Origin of the sequence: Dapis hubbardiae BLCC-M172, assembly GCF_050016015.1 — a bacterium.
Lineage (GTDB): Bacteria > Cyanobacteriota > Cyanobacteriia > Cyanobacteriales > Microcoleaceae > Trichodesmium.
This window is the reverse complement of sequence record NZ_JBNHEQ010000176.1, coordinates 2,988-19,695: the sequence shown is the minus strand read 5'-3', so window position 1 is coordinate 19,695 and position 16,708 is coordinate 2,988. Positions and strand designations below refer to the sequence as shown.

Here is a 16,708-nt window from a genome sequence, read left to right as displayed (position 1 = left end):
CGACTAGGAATTATATCACCCCAAAGCCAGCATATTTATAGGTATTGGCGATTAGGTTTGAGGAGGAATGCAAATCTTTTAATAGTATAGTTTTTTAGGTGATTTGAATGTAATATTAAATCCGCTCTTATGGACATCAAAAAATTCCCCAATCGTCATAACTACGCTCATCTTTGTAATTCTCTCTCCTCCTGACTCCTGTACGGGCGAATGGCCAGCAAGCCCCTACGACTCCTGACTCAATTACGACTTAACCAATCTATAACTGTTTAACAGGATTTTATATAACTACCTTTTTTGAGTTTGGTATAAAACAATGAAAATAGCAATTATTGGTGGCGGAGCAAGTGGTTTAGTCACAGCATACTTACTTGATAAACAAGGTCATCAGGTTACACTTTTAGAAAAAGAAAATATTTTGGGGGGACATATTCGCACCCTGAATAAAAATATTCAACCCAATCAATCTAACTGTGACCAAATTTTAGAATCGGGTGTCCTGGAATTTCCCCTTAAGTTTCATAACTTTCTCAACTTAATGAAAGAGTTGGAAGTGGAATTGGAACCCGTCAAGATTGGTTCCGCTTTATTTCTTCAAGATGGTCGTCATTTTCTTTCGGGAGAAACGATCAAAAAAAATTTTACAGGTATTCAGCGTCTGCTTGAGTATCTGCGCCTTGATACACTTTATGCTCGTTCGGCAGGATTTTGGGTGACAACTCGTTTTGCCAAAATGCAGGATTTTTATAATCATCCGATGTCTCAACACTTAAAGCGCCAGTGTATTCGTAATTGTTGGCTGAAATTGCTGACTATGTATAGCTATTCAATACCATTTGAGACCATCGACGATTTTCCTGCGGAATTAGCCATTCCTGCCCTCCGAGATTATATTTTTGTGGGTTGGGTGCGAATTAAAGGCGGAGTGTATTCATACATCGAAAAAATTCTCGATCGCTTTCGGGGTAAGATTTGGCTCAATGCAGAAATTAAAGAAATTTCTCGAACCGCTGATTCGGCAAACATTCGGATGTCGGACGGAGTGACGCAAAGATTTGACAAGGTAGTTTTTGCGACACCACCCGATCAGGTACGCCAGTTATTATCCGATCCGACTGAGGCAGAAATCAAACGCTTTTCCCTCTGGAAGGCAAACCACGCTAAAACAACTATCCATTTTGATACGTCGATGTATGAGCGTTATGGTATTCAGAAATCTTCTGAATTTGACTTTTTTCAAACGGAAAACGGCTGGGGATACAATGCTTATCTCAACCAACTTTGCGGAATTTCATCCTCTGAGCAATACAGTCTTGCATTTAACATAGATCGTTTGCTTGCTCCAGAGAAAATTGTTCATATTCAGGAACATGAAACGCCTTTATACAACGTTGCTGCTTTTGAATATAGAGACGAAGTTGTTATTACTAATGGAGAGAATAATACTTATCATGCAGGAGCTTATCTAGGAGATGGGTTGCATGAAGGGGCGATTACTTCTGCTATCCGGGTTGCCCAGTTATTGTCATAGTAATTATAGACGGCGACTCTAATTAACTTTATATCTGATTTAATCGGACTTGGCGAACTGTTTCAGATAACTGTTGAAGTTGTACTTCTCCCAGCCACAAATAATAGTCTGTATCGTCATAATTAATAGGTTGAAAAAGAACGATATGGATAGTTTCATATAGTTTGATCGCTAATTATAGCGGTTTTCACAAAGGTAGACTACAAGACTTCTTCCTTCTTCCTTCTTCCTTCTTTCTTTAAACTCAAATCTCTGTACTCTATATTAATTAAAACTGCTATAATTTCTAATTAAATATAAACAAAAAGATAGCTTTTAATATTAGAGATATCGCTACTATTCACTTTCTGAAAAATCTACTTCTTGATAAATTTCGTTGAAAGGAATTTCTATTTCCACAGTCGCTAATTTTAAGATATTATATCATGTCCGCTGGTATCGTTTGTGTAAAAGTTGGGGAAATATTTACCTAATTTAAGGTTTTTCCTTTTCTTCTTTCTTCTTTCTTCTTCCTTACCTTCTCACTTGCAATACCTATGCTACCGGACATGATATTATTTTCTCCATGATAATCGGTAAACAACCATTTATTTTCAGCGATTTTAGTATATTGTGCTATATAATATCCTGATTTTTCAATTAAAATATATTCTCAAAATTCAGGAATTGAGCGATAAAAATCAAACTTTTATCCTCGATCATAATTGTTAGTATACTTAGACAAAAATTCAACAATTATTGATGGATTAGTAACAGCAGTTTTCCCGAGCCAGCATATATTGGTTTTCCTTGAATTACCATCAAGTCTGGATAGACATACCGATTTTTTTCAGGGTATCCAGAGACGCACATCAGCAAAAAATACTTGATAGGATTCTTCTTTAATTCTCAAAGGAAATCTTTTATAAAATTTCCAGCAATAATATTATGGTTAGTTGTGCCACCAGTCATTCGTATTATTTCTCCATTATGATATTCACTTTTGTACTCTGAAGTTTCTTCTCAAGCCAGATATTCTTCAGTAGTATAATAGCGTTTTTCAGTTTGAACTTGCATGAAAGTTGCCTCTCTTATTTTTTATTGAATTTTGGTTAAGATGTCAATAATTATTTTATTATAGCGAAAAATACGAAAATAATTTGCTTCTATTTTTTTCCCTAGTGCAATATATTTTAAAGTATTGAATAGATAAATGCTAATTCCCTGGAGTTTTCCTGTAAAATAGAAATAATCAAAATTTGAAACCATAGAAATGACATCAGAAAAAGAATCCCTAAATCAACCGATCGCAACTAACTCGACAACTCCCTGGTGGTTAAAAATATGGCAGGAACAAAAAGAAAATATTAAAGTTTTGGCGATCGCTCTATCCTTATCTTTATTCGTCAGAATATTAATTGCAGAACCGAGATATATACCATCAGATTCAATGCTCCCAACCTTAGAAGTGGGCGATCGTCTAGTCATAGAAAAAGTATCTTACAATTTTCATCCACCCGGAACAGGTGATATAATCGTCTTTGAACCACCCCAACAATTACAACGTTACGGTTATGCCAAAAATCAAGCTTTTATTAAAAGAATTATAGGTCTGCCAGGAGATACCATTAGAATTGAGGACGGTATAGTATATATTAACGACCAACCCCTTGCTGAAAATTATATTGCCGAACCTCCTGAATATTCTTTGCAAAATTCATTCCAAGTTCCTGAAGATAAATATTTTGTGATGGGAGATAATCGTAACAATAGTAATGACTCTCACGTTTGGGGTTTTTTGCCTAGAAAAAATATTATAGGTAGGGCAATATTTCGCTTTTGGCCTTATCAAAGATTAGGATCAGTTAATTAATTTATAATGGATAATTACCTCAAGGAAAACCGCAATGGAATTGAATATAAGAAAATCTCCTAGCACTTTTTTTCTCCTTGACTGGAGTTGCTTTAAACCAGATTGATTAATTATCAATTATCTATTGGTAAGGACGTTGCATCCAACAACGTCCCTACTTTGTGGTCTACTAATTATGAAAAGTGCTATAAATCTATTTATATAGTTATCAAAAAAACCTTACCCTTAAATATTCCGATTAGGAAACCTAGGTTTCTAACTAATTCCTAATCAAAAAATACTGATAACTGATAACTGATAACTAGACATCTCCAAAAATTCAAAATAAAATCAATTATAATCCATAAATTATCTATTCTTTCTTCCTGTTCCCTGTTCCCTGTTCCCTGTTCCCTCTTTTCTGGAGATGTCTATTGATAACTGATAACTGAATTGCGCAGTTACGACCATAGGAGGCTAACTGATAACTGAAATCACCATTGTTGTCGATCTAAAAGAGGAGGTAAACTTAACTTAGGAAATTTGTAGAATGTATCTCCTTGTTCATCTATTTCTAGAATTGCAGAAAATATTTGTACTTGACTTTCTAGATATTTTTGAGCAATTTGAGCATCAACTTTAGCAGCAGCAGCTAATTGAATTAGAGAAATTTTACCATTTTGAAACTGTAACAATCTATAGAAAGCATCATCTAAAACACGCTGCTGCTGTCTATCATTTGACATATTAATTATAAATGCACCTAATATAATTCCTAATCCAGTAAATATTACAAATTCTATAATAGCCATTTAATTAATTAATAATTAATAATTCACAATTAATATAGCAATCCTAAATAGGTTGTCCGATTTTATCCTAGGGGTTTGGTTTCCAAATCCCATCTTAGCTTGGGGAAAGGAGACCAAACCCCTACAATTTTTTTCACAAATCATTTAGGATTATTATAATTACCTCTTCTTAAACATAAGAGGATTAGTTAATTAGTTGGTCAGTAATAAGAAGCAAAAATTAACCAGAAAATCTACTTTTTATCTAAACAGGAATCAGGAATAAAAACCAGGAAAAATTATCAATCTACTTAGAGTATAACGAAATAAAATCCCCTAATTATTATCAACTTTTTTCCCTATTTTGTAAAACTTAAACTTATCCGAGTTAATTTAACTAGAGTAATTGGTGATTTAGTCTTGTAATTATCTATAATTTTCGAGGCTAAATTATCCAATTACCCTAATTTTAGATCAAATTTTGCCTAATCAATTTAGGCTTCAGGTTCCACAAGATTTTCCAATCCAGCTACTACCTTAGCAGAAATAATCTTGTCTCCTTTTCCTAACTCTTCCAAAACCTTTTTCCCTTCCACCACATAACCAAAAACCGTATAACGACCATCCAATAAATTTGCTCCTGCAGGTGTTAATTCTGGTTGGAATAAGAAAAAGAAAAATTGAGAAGAAGCACCATCATTTTCAGCTTCAGGTCGAGCCATAGCCACTGTACCATAAGCAGAAAAAGGCAGAACAGGTTGTTCTCTAAAACGACCAATTTCTTCCAAAGTAAAACTATATATTGGTTCCTTATCTCCCTTGACCAAAATTTCTAATGGGATATTACGGTACTCACCACTATCGGGGTCAATAAAACCCACTTCTGGGCCAGGAGGGTCTCCAGCTTGCAAGACATAAGATTCTTCTGAGCGAATAAAATCTAGGCCATCATAAAAACCCCTCTGAACCAAATCTACAAAATTACCTGCTGTAACAGGGGCGCTATAACCATCAACAACCAAAGTCAAAGAACCTTGATTAGTTTCCATCTCAATAGTAGCCTGACCTTTCAGTTGCGGTAAATTAGAGAACTCTAAAGGTACTTCAAACGGAAACCCCTCTACCATAAACTGTTCAAGCTGACCCACCAATTTCAGTAGTTCTGCCCGTTGCTCCAATACTTGTTCCCCATCTTTAACTTCAGCAACTTCCTTAATATCAATAATGCCTTGGTCGAGTTTAGCAATTATGGCCTCTGCCTCAGATTGTCTTGATTCAGGCACACTAGCTAGTAATTTAGGCTTACTAATACTGAGAACTCTTGATGCAGCGGCAATATCACTACCAACAGAGGTCCAACGTTTACCCCGCAGTCTGTTAGAAATATCCTCTAGACTACTTTGTATTTTACGGACAGGTTCATTTTCTATTGGTAGGGCATACCTTAACAAGGCTTTACCATCAGTAATAGGATCGCCCTGGGGCAAACGACTTTCACGAGTTGTTGTATTACCACCGTCCCACCAAGCAGCACTAATACCAACAGACAAAGTAAAGAGTAGCAGCGCTAGGATGCCAGTTTTAACCAGGCGTTTACAAGTGTTAATTACGAAATTGCGTAGATTTAGCATATTTGTGAATTTTTATTCCCTTACTAATATTACATGGCTGTCCACATTCTTAACTAAGTCAGAAGTCAGAAGTCGGAAGTCAGAAGTTGTTTTGTGATATAGCTAATAAAGAATTAGTTAGCAAATAGACTAATGATGAATCTTAGACTAGGACAGGTTTTTCCAACTGTTCCCTTTTCCCTGTTCTCTGCTATACCAATTTTAAGAAAGAATACTATACTTAGATGAAACTTCAGTTATTAAGTAATTAACATAGGCAGAATGACCTTTTTAATAATTATTAGCCAGTAGGGTTTTAATTATTCTTATGTTTATTTCTTCCCCACTCCCCGACTCCTGCAACTCCCCCACTCCCCGACTCCTGCAACTCCCCCACTCCCCGACTCCTACTCCTCCCCGACTCCTGCAACTCCCCCACTCCTGAATATTTCCTTGTAACTGGGAAACCCCTTCAAATATTTATAGAGAGTATTGTAGGATGTCTAATGTTAAGTTCTAATCTGAATAATTAAAAACCGCAATCACGGTGTTATATGATTTCTAGTAATGATTTTCGCCCCGGTGTGAGTATAGAGTTAGATGGTTCAGTTTGGCGAGTAGTAGAATTTCTACACGTTAAACCAGGTAAAGGTTCTGCTTTTGTTCGGACAAAGCTCAAAAATGCACAAAATGGTAGTGTTGTGGAGCGAACTTTTAGAGCTGGAGAAACAGTCCCTCAAGCTACTTTGGACAAAAAGAAGATGCAGCATACCTATAAAGATGCTGACCAATTTGTATTTATGGATATGGAAACTTATGAAGAGGCCAGCCTAAGTTCCGAGCAAATTGGTGAGCGTGTTAAATATCTAAGTGAGGGTATGGAGGTCAATGTAATTATGTGGGGAGAACAAGTAATAGAGGTGGAACTTCCAAACTCGGTAGTATTAGAAGTAATCGAAACTGACCCTGGTGTTAAGGGAGATACTGCTACTGGTGGTAGTAAACCTGCTACTGTGGAAACAGGCGCTCAAATTATGGTTCCCTTATTTATATCTAAAGGAGAACGTATTAAGATAGATACCCGAAATGACTCTTACCAGGGCAGAGAATAACCGCAGGAAGCTAGACTTCTTACAGAAGTAAGTCAAGAGTCAGAATTAAATCATTTCTGTATTGTAATTTATTTGACTTTTAGCTTGGCAAGAAGTCCTTCAGTCTTCCTGGCAGGGGATGATCCCCTGCTTTTTGCTCTTAAGTTTTATAATTTCTAACTTTGCATTTGACACTTCTACCTCTATACTTAAGCAATAATTGATATCCTCTTGACGTTGCGCATGGCGTAACTAAATGGGATTCGCTCACCTTATGACGTGCAGTTTATGTTGCTTTTTGCCTCCTGGGTTAGAGCTTTGCTTTTTCGTATAGGGAATGCTCCGCTTTCCATGTCGCGGAGCGAAGCAGAAGAGCTACTCTTTTCATGTGGCGCAGTGAAACATTGCAGGGCCTTTATAGACCAAGAATTTTTCTGGTCTGATGGTTACTCCATACTACGTTTCCCTACTGACCGCTCCCTTAGAAACAGCGAGCCGGGCAGCCTTATGTATAATAGCAAATTTCTGGTAGAAGCGCAAGATTGATTGGCATTCCCTGATGACGTTCCCTCGAAAGGATATTGGGGATATAAATGCCAACTTTCTGCTCAACCAGGACTGACGCAAGAGAACCCAGAAAACCTATTTCTGTTTTTTCCTATTTCCTAGATGTCTATTTTTCATTCAGGAGGATTTCTTATAGAAATCGGGTTTCGGGCGCGTAAGTCCTATAAAATCTATATTTTGATTCAAAATTAATTTAGTTTAACGCCAATTAACTGGGGATATACGAACTGTGCAATTAGATTTACATCAACTTCGGGAACTACTAACAGCAATAAACCAAACTAATATTTCCGAGTTGACTTTAAAAAGTGGAGATTTAGAACTGACGGTACGCAAAGGAACTTCACTCAGCGATCGCCCCTTATTACCTTCTCCTGACCAGAGTAATGCTGTTTCCGAATTAGTTTCTCCTACTGTAGCCCCGTTGGAAACAACGGCCATGTCAAAACCCCCTGCAATACCTTCAGCAGCGCCACCTACAGCTTCAAACAAATTTGAAGAAATTTTGTCTCCTGTTGTTGGTACTTTTTACCGCGCTCCTGCTCCAGATGAACCACCTTTTGTGGAAGTGGGCGATCGGATTACTTCTGGCCAAACAGTTTGTATTATTGAAGCGATGAAGGTAATGAATGAGATTGAAGCTGAGGTATCTGGACAAATTGTGGAAATTTTAATTCAGAATGGAGAACCTGTTGAATACAATCAACCTCTAATGTTAGTTAACCCTAATTAGGGTTTGCTGAAAAAAGCAGAGTGTTGGGGAGTGTGGGGAGGGTGGGGAGATAGAACTCCGTTCGGCTTAGGCGATCGAATCTTGTCTGCTCATGCATATCAACATACATGAGTTTTAAGCACCGAAGACCTGGGACTTTTTTCGACCCCAAAAAGGCTAAAGCGTTTATATGTCAATTTTGAGATTTAATTAGCAAGCACTTGCTAAAGTTTATCAATATTAATATCATGGCAGAATTAATTGAAAAACCTACTAGGATTGAATCTACTGGTAATAAACCTAAGCAAATTGATGAGTATATTGGTCGTGTAAATAGTCAAACTGATGCTATTAGCATTGCCCAAATGCACTCTCCCAGTGGTTGGATGGAACCAGGTCAAAGGCCAGAATTTGATGAATTTACTCTGGTGCTTAAGGGGACTCTATGTGTTGAATATGAAGGTGGAAAATTAGAAGTTAATCCTGGCCAAGCAGTCATAGCTCGTAAAGGAGAATGGGTAAGATATAGTACCCCTGGCGCAGAGGGAGCAGAATATATTGCTATTTGTTTGCCTGCTTTTTCCCCCGATACTGTAAATCGAGATTCTGATTAAATAGGGTTTGCTGAATAAGTTTTATGGGTTAGGGTAGGAGTCAGGAGTCAGGAGTCAGGAGTCAGGAGTCAGGAGTCAGGAGTCAGGAGTCAGGAGGAACAGGGAATTTATAGAGGATGTAGTTGGAAGAATTGACCCTTAATTTTTCTGTCCTTGTCTGCTCAAAATCCTCATATTATGAGCTATGGTTCACAAAAAGCTTGCACTTTTTTCGTACATACAAAGGTTAAAGTCTTTATATGTAAATGCTTTTAGATTTAATCAGCAAACCTTATCTAAGGTAATAGCAGAAAATAAATTATCCAAATTTTTGTACTCCATAGTTAACTGATTACTCTCCACTACCCTGACTTTTTCAATGTCTTCCTTAGCGAAATAATTAATAATTAAACAATTAAATAATTAGATTATTCACGCCTTGAAGCCTCCCCTTTCAAGGGGAAAAAAATAAATCTTTTTCTTATTCGTCAATCCTCTCCCTAAAAGGGAGAGGTAATTATCAATTATCAATTATCAATTATCAATTATCAATTATCAATTATCAATTATCAATTAATGAATCCCTACTCCCTACCCCCTACTCCCTTAATTTAATTGAAACTCTTGTTGGAAATTCTGCCGAGTAATAGGTTGAGATACTTCTAATCCTTCTCCCCCCAGCATTTCTAAAGGTTTACCACCCACGAAAATCCAAACTTTAACATCTGGTTCTAAACTAGAGGCAGTATAGATAACTTGTCCCAAACGCCCCATCATTGAAGCACTACCACCTCCAGAAGTAAACTCTTCAGATAAGTCAATGTAGACTCCATTATTTTCCACAGTTAAGGCTTGAATTTTGGTTCCTTCGGGTATGGCGCTGACCACATCTGTATTTTCTGGTCCAGATAATAAACGGTCAAAAGCAGCGGTCAAAATAGCTTCCGGTTCGTTTGCTGCTTTGATTTTTACCCCAGAGGAAACTAAACCAATCTCTCCAGCACTATCCTTAACCCAGTATAGTTCCACAGTCTTTTCTGTAACTGCTTTAGGTTCTGGTTGGATAGAGAAAGGAGATAGTTGGGAGTCTGGAGAATCAATTGTAGCAGGAGGTGGAACAGGTAGAGTTTGATTAGGTGAGTTTTGAGTTGAGGGGTTTGTGAGATTCTGGGAATTATCAGAAGTTTTTGTGGTGGTTGATTTTAAATTTGTCCACAAGGCGATGCCACCACCTACCGCCACTGCCAATGCACAGACACTGGCCACAAGACCAACAGATAAATTACGAGTTTGATTTTGTTCTTTCATTTTGACCCTCCTTGAGAATTAGGCACAATGGCAGTGAGGAGCTGAATTTTAACTTTCTATTAGGTTAACAATATTACTTCTATTATTAGAACTGATCTATAAATAGAATCTCAAGAAAGTTTTGTCCAAGTAAAATTATGGGTTCTTGTTAATTATAGTTTAGTCATAGTGAAGCAATTATTTATATAGTCATTCCAAATAAGAATGAAACACTTTTTTAGCTGAAACCCCTTTAGAGCAAGAAACCCTCATCTCAATCTCAACTAAAATGACTATAGTTTCCTGATTTACCTCATGGTCAAGCGAATATCTATAGCATAAATCAGAATTTATGCTCAAAAGCTGGACAATTATCAATCATGTTCTCTGGTATTTATACGCTTGCTAATGATACTGTTTACGATCAAATGGTCGCTCTGCTGAACAGTATAGAAAAAAACATTGGAACTCATATACCTGTTTGCATAATTCCCTATAATGACCACCTAAGAAAAGTTAAATGGGAGATTCAGTCCCGTCCCAACGTTACCTTATTCAGTAACTTATCAGTAATTCAACAGTGGGATAATTTTATTAATGATGTTTGGGAGGCACATCCAAGGGCTAAAGACCCTAAGTATTTGAGGCCAGGTTGGTACAAGGGCTTTGTTCATCGTAAGTTTGCGGCCTTTGAAGGAGAATTTGAACGTTTTGTTTTTTTTGATGCTGATAGCTTGGCAATGAAACCTATTGATGATATATTTCAATGCTTGGACAAGACCAATCTCGTATTTAATGACTGGGAGCATTCCAAACGGGGGGATAAAACAGAGGTAATACCAGAAAAGTTAGCGGAAAAGTTAAACTGTCCGGTGGCTGATATTTATCCTCAATTTCATTGTGACAGTTTTTTTGGCTCTAAATATGGGCTTTTTAATGGAGAAGTTTTAGCTAGACTCAAAAATTTTCTCATTAATGAGCAGGGTATTCAATGTGTCCGAGACCGTTGCTGGTGGTCTACATCAGCACTTTTTAGCATTTTGACAATTAAAGAAAATTGCAGTTTTTTTAATTTTACCCAAAGTGAGAATGGACAAGAACGCACAGGTAATTGTGCTGATGCCGATCCCTTTATTTATAAAGGGGGTGTCCTGTATAATGAAAAAGGTTTGAAGCCTATTCATCGCATTCATTATATGAATTATCCCTCTATTGGTTTCTCTCGTTTATGTAAAGGGGAAGCAGTAAATATTCGATATGCAGATACCTTTTTGGACTACCGTTTTTTGAAAGATCCAAGTCAAAAACCTCAAACATTAAAAGAGCCAAGCATTTTAACTCAGATGAATCGTAAGGTCAATAGTGTAATCAAAAAAGTTGGCAAGTTTTTCTAGTAGTTTTTAATTTTTTATTTTGTGAGTAAGCATTCTCTCACAGTATAATTGTGAGCTTTTATTAACTCATAATTTTATGTTTGACAGATAACTGGACATTTAATTGAAAATTTATTTGCCAAACTTAAGCAATATCAAATTATTGTCACCCCTTATGATAATTTTGTCAGAGACTTCCTAAATGAAAATTCTAAATTTATACCCTCAACCCTTGGAGCAAGTAGGCACATATGTGCGCCGCAGTTGTAAGATTGAACGTCAAGATGATGATCAGATCATTAATTCTCGAATACTCTGGTATGAATTTCCTGAGATCGAAAACTTGCCGACAGATACTGATAGTGAAAGCTATTTAATAGCTGTAATCATGGAAGCAATGTTAGAAAACCGTAAAATTGTTGTACATGGTACAGTTTCGAGAGAATTACTTGCCAATTTAACGGAATACCGCGATGCTTGGTGCTGCTGGTTGCCCCAAGTTTATCATCCTGTCGATTTTCAAGTTGATGAAATTGTAGATAATGTTGTACGGCTACCTAGTGCTGTATGTGCCTTCTCTGGTGGTGTTGATGCAACATTTAGCGTTTGGCGTCATGGGAAAAATAAGAACGGTTATCGCTCACAAGCAATCAAAACCTGTGCTATGGTTCACGGCTTTGATATTCCCTTACAAGACGAAGAAGTATTTGTAACTGCATTTAATCAAGCATCTGCTACACTTAAATCTATAGATATCCCACTTCTACCTATCCGTACTAATTTTCGCAAAGTAATATGGACTAATTGGGAACATGTTTTTGCAGCAGCTCTCGTTGCAGCACTTCAAAATTTCAAAAAGATAGTGGGGACGTGCCTTATTGGGAGTAGTGAGCCCTATAAATCTCTTGTCTTTCCCTGGGGATCAAGCCCAATTACAGATAATCTCTTGTCGTCAGAGGAATTTAGAGTATTACACGATGGTGCAACACATAGTCGAACACAAAAAGTAGCCACAATAAATGAATGGAAAGAAGGTTGCGACAACTTGCGAGTATGTTGGCAAGGAGCATTATAAAGATCGAAACTGTGGTAAATGTGAAAAATGCTTGCGAACAATGTTCAATTTCAAAGCAAATAATTTGAACATTCCAGCTTGTTTTCGGGAAAGTTCAATTAGTGATAAAAGTCTTTTTCAAATTCGGGCTTCTAATGATGCTGTGCTAAGTGAATGGGGAGAAATTTTGGATAGTGCTATTTGCAATAATGTTCAAGATAATTGGGTTAAGATACTCAGTCTAACCTTAAATTATCAAAGAGCTTTTAAAAGTATAAAAAGATTCTTGAAGCTTGTTTTACGTAAAGGTAAGTAATCGGACAGAAATAAACGGCACGATGTTAATACATATAAACTGGCTAAAACTTTTTTCTGCCTGTTGTCTCACTTCACAGTTAGCTTTAATTGTGTCTGATATAAAATTCGGATAATTAATATATCCAAGTAATTGCAACTGGAACTCGTCGAAGGAAGCAATCTCAGGGGCGCAGATCGATTACTTCCTATCGTCGCAATGACAAATGTTCAACTGGATTCTATATGACTACTGAGTTTCTATTGAACAATTGGTCAAAATATTACTGCTTGTGACTACTTGGCGTAATATAAGGCCACAATTCCTGACATGAAAAAAATAACCTTATTTATAGTTCTTATCTAAAACAATGAGTAATCTGAATAATCCACAACTGCAAACTACTCAAAATATCAAAAATTATCTACACGAAGCGCTTAATAATATTCCAGACTTTAATAATTGTGCATTACTTGACTATCCTTCTTATTCTAATATTGGAGATCATCTAATTTGGTTAGGTAGTGTTTTATATATTTTCCAACATCGCAAGGCTAAGATTGATTATGTTTCTAGTATTGGCAATGGCTTCTCTGAAAGTGATTTTTTAAATCGCTCTAAAGGAGGACCGATTTTTTTAAATGGTGGTGGAAATTTTGGTGATATCTGGCCAGCTTTTCAAATATTTCGGGAAAAAATTATCGAACAGTATAGAGATAGATCAATTGTTATTCTGCCTCAAACTATTTACTACTCTAGTGAAGAAGCCTTAGAAAAATCAGCTCAAGTGCTGAATAAACATCCTGATTTAACCATTTTTGTCAGAGATGATAGGAGTTTTGCTATTGCCCAGCAAGCTTTTTTTCAAATGTAAAGTTTATAAAGCTCCTGACATGGCTTTTCAAATGGTTGATTTACCTAAGACAAATATAAATTCTTCTCATTCAAATCAGACACTTTATTTGTGTAGAAAAGATGCAGAGATGAACAAAAAGTTTAAACCAAAAAATATCCCCGTTGAGAATTTAGATGTAGATGATTGGATATCTTTTAATTGGATGGGTAAAATTCCCAAGGGTTGGATTTATATTCCAGGTCTTGTCCGTCTGATTAGAGAAGGTTGGCAAAGGGGGTTGAAAACTCCCCAAGAATGGGGTTCTCGTCAAGCATGGCAATGGTTACATCCTGACTCATCTGTGTTTAATCAAGTGCATCGTCCTGAGTTACATCGCAAATCTTGGGGATATATGCACAGTGGTATTTATCAACTCCAAAACTATAATTTGGTTATGACTAACCGTCTTCATGTGCATATTTTATGTTTGATTTTGAATATTCCTCATATATTGTTACCTGGTTCTTATTACAAAATACCAGCTTTTTATGATACTTGGACATCACAAATTCCTTTCTGTCATCTTATTGAGAATGTAAATGAGATACCTGATGCTATAAAAAGGTTAACTTTCCAATAGGTATAACAAGGGAATTTTTTTCTTTTATTGGTCGATTGAATCTGGTTTTTCTCCATGAATTGAGACGCTTTATACCTTGATTTTTGGGTGCATCTCACATTTGCAAAAATACTTTTTTCCTATTCCCTATTCCCTATTCTCTTTTCCCAGTTAAGTGTTCCTTCAAAGCAATAAATTTTTCCCTTTCTTAAAAATTGAGATGCACCCTAATTTTTCGGTAAAGATGAAAACCATTGCTGAAATTTATTACTTAAAAAAAAACAGCAATGTTTAACAAGATAAAAATCAAAGTAGAATTTTTCCAGACAAAAAAAATTATGTTAAAGCTTTCTCAATTAACTCTTTTAAAGTAGATAATACTTCTTCTACTAGAATTTCCTGAGATTTATGAGTCGCTCTTTCTACCAGTTCAACTTTGCCTGACTTGAGTGATCGCCCCGTAACTATTCGATAGGGAATTCCAATTAAATCTGCATCTTTAAATTTAACACCCGCCCGCTCATCTCGGTCATCTAAAATAGTCTCTATCCCTGCTTCATTTAATTCTTTATAGAGACTTTCTGCTACTTCTATTTGTTGAGCATCTTTAATATTAGGAATACAAATAACCACATGATAGGGAGCGATCGCTACAGGCCAAATTATCCCATCCTTATCATAAGATTGTTCTACCGCTGCTTGAGCTAAACGAGAAACCCCCACACCATAACATCCCATGACTAATGGCACTTCCTCACCCTGTTCATTAGTATAGGTTGCCCCCATAGCCTTAGAATATTTTGTCCCCAACTGGAATATATGACCCACCTCAATTCCTCTAGCAGTGTCCAGAATTTGATTAGGGTCATGTACAGCGCGATCGCCTTTTTGAGCTGTCCGTACATCTACCACCAACTCTGGTAAAGTAAATTCTTGTCCCCAATTTGCTCCTACAACATGAAAACCTGATTTATTAGCACCAGTTGCGAAATTTGTCAAGTCTACTGCTGTTTTATCGACCATTCTGAGGAACTTCGGACTAACCTCTTTATTAGAAGCGATATAATCATCAGATAAATCTGGAGCAATATAACCCAAAGGCAAAGACTTAGCCGCCCATTTCTCTTGAGCCTCCACATCCGGAACAGTTAAAGCCAAAACAGTATTTGCCTCATAACTTCCAGCCAACTTAGTCAACTCATTCACCAACTTCACATCATTAACATCTTGGTCTCCCCGAATATTCACCAGTACCAAAACAGTCATCCCATTGTCATAAACTGCTTGATACAAAACATTTTTAACTACATTAGTAGGAGAACATTTGAGAAACTCACATATCTTGGCAATAGTTGCCGTACCAGGAGTTTCCAATTTCTGATAACTATAAAAAGGTGAAACTTCCACATTTACAGGCAAAGAGATAGCCTTTTCCACATTTGCAGCATACTTACCATCTTCCGTATAGAGAATTTCATCCTCACCAGCATCAGCCAAAACCATAAATTCTTGGGAACCAGAACCACCAATTGCCCCAGAATCAGCATCAACAGCCCGAAATTGTAACCCACTGCGACGTAACATATTTCGGTAAGCTTTGTCCATATCCTGATAAGTCTTTTTCAGACATTCCTCATCAGCATGAAACGAATAACCATCCTTCATAATAAATTCCCGACCCCGCATTAAGCCAAAGCGAGGCCGAATTTCGTCTCGGAATTTAGTTTGAAGTTGATAGAGATGTATAGGTAGTTGCCGATAGGAACGAATCATATCTTTAGCAACAGTAGTTATTACCTCTTCGTGAGTTGGACCTAATCCTAATTCCCGATTTTGACGGTCAACCAAAGAAAACATGATACCCTCAGCTTGGGTATAAGTATCCCAACGTCCAGACTCTCGCCAGAGGTCGGCTGGTTGAAGTTGAGGAAGCAGACATTCTTGGGCACCAGTAGCATTCATTTCTTCCCGGACTATTGTGGAGACTTTATTGAGGACCCGTAACATTAAAGGGAGATATGCGTAGATACCACTACCAATACGACGAATATATCCAGCACGGATAAGGAGTTTGTGGCTAGGAATTTCTGCTTCAGCAGGGTCATCTCGTAGAGTAACTAATAACATTTGAGATAGTCGCATTGTTGCTCCTTTAGAATTCAGAATTTATAATTTATAATTTATAATTATTTGTCGGACTTATGGAAATCCTATCTATATAGCGTTTAAAACTCAAACATTATAGTTTTTTGACTCTATATATAGTACATCTGCGTAAGTTCTGATTTGATTAATCAATTCTCATCAGAATTTATAATTATTTGTCGGACTTATGGAAAGACGATGTATATAGGGTTTAAAACTCAAACGTTATAGTTTTTTGACTCTATATATAGTATCTCTGCGTAAGTCCTGATTTGATTAACCAATTCTCAATCGATTAGAATTCAGAATTATTTGTAGAACTTATGGAAAGACGATGTATATAGGGTTTAAAACTCAAACGTTATAGTTTTTTG

General features: G+C 36.6%; 14 protein-coding genes. 10 read left to right on the top strand and 4 right to left on the bottom strand.

All coding sequences use genetic code 11. The features are described from left to right. Window positions 1-316 precede the first annotated feature (316 nt). Both ACP6PK_RS15900 and lepB read left to right on the top strand, forming a co-directional pair. Window positions 317-1,531: an FAD-dependent oxidoreductase gene (locus tag ACP6PK_RS15900; RefSeq protein ID WP_426560712.1), complete on the top strand. Its 1,215-nt coding sequence runs from the start codon at window positions 317-319 to the stop codon at window positions 1,529-1,531. 1,252 nt (window positions 1,532-2,783) lie between these two features. Next, window positions 2,784-3,383, top strand: coding sequence for a signal peptidase I (gene lepB, locus ACP6PK_RS15895; RefSeq protein WP_426560710.1), 600 nt, complete (start codon window positions 2,784-2,786; stop codon window positions 3,381-3,383). Window positions 3,384-3,856: 473 nt separating this feature from the next. On the opposite strand, the gene ACP6PK_RS15890 is transcribed toward lepB, so the two are convergent. Together ACP6PK_RS15890 and ACP6PK_RS15885 are read right to left on the bottom strand one after the other, a co-directional pair. Further along, window positions 3,857-4,174 (bottom strand): hypothetical protein, encoded by a 318-nt coding sequence (locus tag ACP6PK_RS15890; protein WP_094672298.1) that lies wholly within the window; start codon window positions 4,172-4,174, stop codon window positions 3,857-3,859. A gap of 473 nt (window positions 4,175-4,647) precedes the next feature. After that, window positions 4,648-5,784, bottom strand: a complete 1,137-nt coding sequence (locus ACP6PK_RS15885; protein ID WP_426560708.1) for a peptidylprolyl isomerase — start codon at window positions 5,782-5,784, stop codon at window positions 4,648-4,650. Window positions 5,785-6,317: 533 nt separating this feature from the next. Here ACP6PK_RS15885 and efp point away from each other — a divergent pair. The 3 genes from efp to ACP6PK_RS15870 all read left to right on the top strand — a co-directional run bounded on the left by efp (window position 6,318) and on the right by ACP6PK_RS15870 (window position 8,747). Beyond that, on the top strand, window positions 6,318-6,875 hold the full coding sequence (efp, locus tag ACP6PK_RS15880; RefSeq protein ID WP_094672943.1) for an elongation factor P: 558 nt from the start codon (window positions 6,318-6,320) through the stop codon (window positions 6,873-6,875). A gap of 775 nt (window positions 6,876-7,650) precedes the next feature. Further along, on the top strand, window positions 7,651-8,154 hold the full coding sequence (accB, locus tag ACP6PK_RS15875) for an acetyl-CoA carboxylase biotin carboxyl carrier protein (protein ID WP_094672941.1): 504 nt from the start codon (window positions 7,651-7,653) through the stop codon (window positions 8,152-8,154). Between the two features lie 227 nt (window positions 8,155-8,381). After that, entirely contained in the window at window positions 8,382-8,747 is a 366-nt protein-coding gene (locus ACP6PK_RS15870; RefSeq protein WP_426560705.1) for a cupin domain-containing protein, read from the top strand. A 585-nt stretch (window positions 8,748-9,332) separates the two neighbouring features. Here the strand turns inward: ACP6PK_RS15870 and ACP6PK_RS15865 are convergent. Continuing rightward, window positions 9,333-10,034 (bottom strand): GerMN domain-containing protein, encoded by a 702-nt coding sequence (locus ACP6PK_RS15865; protein WP_426560703.1) that lies wholly within the window; start codon window positions 10,032-10,034, stop codon window positions 9,333-9,335. Window positions 10,035-10,393: 359 nt separating this feature from the next. Between ACP6PK_RS15865 and ACP6PK_RS15860 the strand changes: the two genes are divergently transcribed. The 5 genes from ACP6PK_RS15860 to ACP6PK_RS15840 all read left to right on the top strand — a co-directional run bounded on the left by ACP6PK_RS15860 (window position 10,394) and on the right by ACP6PK_RS15840 (window position 14,210). Beyond that, entirely contained in the window at window positions 10,394-11,407 is a 1,014-nt protein-coding gene (locus ACP6PK_RS15860) for an Npun_R2821/Npun_R2822 family protein (protein ID WP_426560701.1), read from the top strand. 181 nt (window positions 11,408-11,588) lie between these two features. After that, the gene (locus tag ACP6PK_RS15855) at window positions 11,589-12,461 is read left to right on the top strand and encodes a hypothetical protein (RefSeq protein ID WP_426560699.1); all 873 of its coding nucleotides are present in this window, start codon (window positions 11,589-11,591) and stop codon (window positions 12,459-12,461) included. Between the two features lie 40 nt (window positions 12,462-12,501). Next, window positions 12,502-12,756: a hypothetical protein gene (locus ACP6PK_RS15850; protein ID WP_426560697.1), complete on the top strand. Its 255-nt coding sequence runs from the start codon at window positions 12,502-12,504 to the stop codon at window positions 12,754-12,756. Between the two features lie 349 nt (window positions 12,757-13,105). Further along, on the top strand, window positions 13,106-13,609 hold the full coding sequence (locus ACP6PK_RS15845; protein ID WP_426560695.1) for a polysaccharide pyruvyl transferase family protein: 504 nt from the start codon (window positions 13,106-13,108) through the stop codon (window positions 13,607-13,609). Window positions 13,610-13,628: 19 nt separating this feature from the next. Beyond that, a complete protein-coding gene (locus tag ACP6PK_RS15840; RefSeq protein WP_426560693.1) occupies window positions 13,629-14,210 on the top strand; it encodes a polysaccharide pyruvyl transferase family protein in 582 nt (193 codons plus the stop codon). Between the two features lie 315 nt (window positions 14,211-14,525). On the opposite strand, the gene proS is transcribed toward ACP6PK_RS15840, so the two are convergent. Then, window positions 14,526-16,331: a proline--tRNA ligase gene (gene proS, locus ACP6PK_RS15835; protein WP_426560691.1), complete on the bottom strand. Its 1,806-nt coding sequence runs from the start codon at window positions 16,329-16,331 to the stop codon at window positions 14,526-14,528. Window positions 16,332-16,708: the final 377 nt, after the last annotated feature.

Coding starts and splice junctions, on each gene's coding strand:
- ACP6PK_RS15900 (WP_426560712.1), top strand. CDS start 317: ATGAAAATAGCAATTATTGGTGGCGGAGCAAGTGGTTTAGTCACAGCA.
- lepB (WP_426560710.1), top strand. CDS start 2,784: ATGACATCAGAAAAAGAATCCCTAAATCAACCGATCGCAACTAACTCG.
- ACP6PK_RS15890 (WP_094672298.1), bottom strand. CDS start 4,174: ATGGCTATTATAGAATTTGTAATATTTACTGGATTAGGAATTATATTA.
- ACP6PK_RS15885 (WP_426560708.1), bottom strand. CDS start 5,784: ATGCTAAATCTACGCAATTTCGTAATTAACACTTGTAAACGCCTGGTT.
- efp (WP_094672943.1), top strand. CDS start 6,318: ATGATTTCTAGTAATGATTTTCGCCCCGGTGTGAGTATAGAGTTAGAT.
- ACP6PK_RS15870 (WP_426560705.1), top strand. CDS start 8,382: ATGGCAGAATTAATTGAAAAACCTACTAGGATTGAATCTACTGGTAAT.
- ACP6PK_RS15865 (WP_426560703.1), bottom strand. CDS start 10,034: ATGAAAGAACAAAATCAAACTCGTAATTTATCTGTTGGTCTTGTGGCC.
- ACP6PK_RS15860 (WP_426560701.1), top strand. CDS start 10,394: ATGTTCTCTGGTATTTATACGCTTGCTAATGATACTGTTTACGATCAA.
- ACP6PK_RS15855 (WP_426560699.1), top strand. CDS start 11,589: ATGAAAATTCTAAATTTATACCCTCAACCCTTGGAGCAAGTAGGCACA.
- ACP6PK_RS15850 (WP_426560697.1), top strand. CDS start 12,502: ATGTTCAATTTCAAAGCAAATAATTTGAACATTCCAGCTTGTTTTCGG.
- ACP6PK_RS15845 (WP_426560695.1), top strand. CDS start 13,106: ATGAGTAATCTGAATAATCCACAACTGCAAACTACTCAAAATATCAAA.
- ACP6PK_RS15840 (WP_426560693.1), top strand. CDS start 13,629: ATGGCTTTTCAAATGGTTGATTTACCTAAGACAAATATAAATTCTTCT.
- proS (WP_426560691.1), bottom strand. CDS start 16,331: ATGCGACTATCTCAAATGTTATTAGTTACTCTACGAGATGACCCTGCT.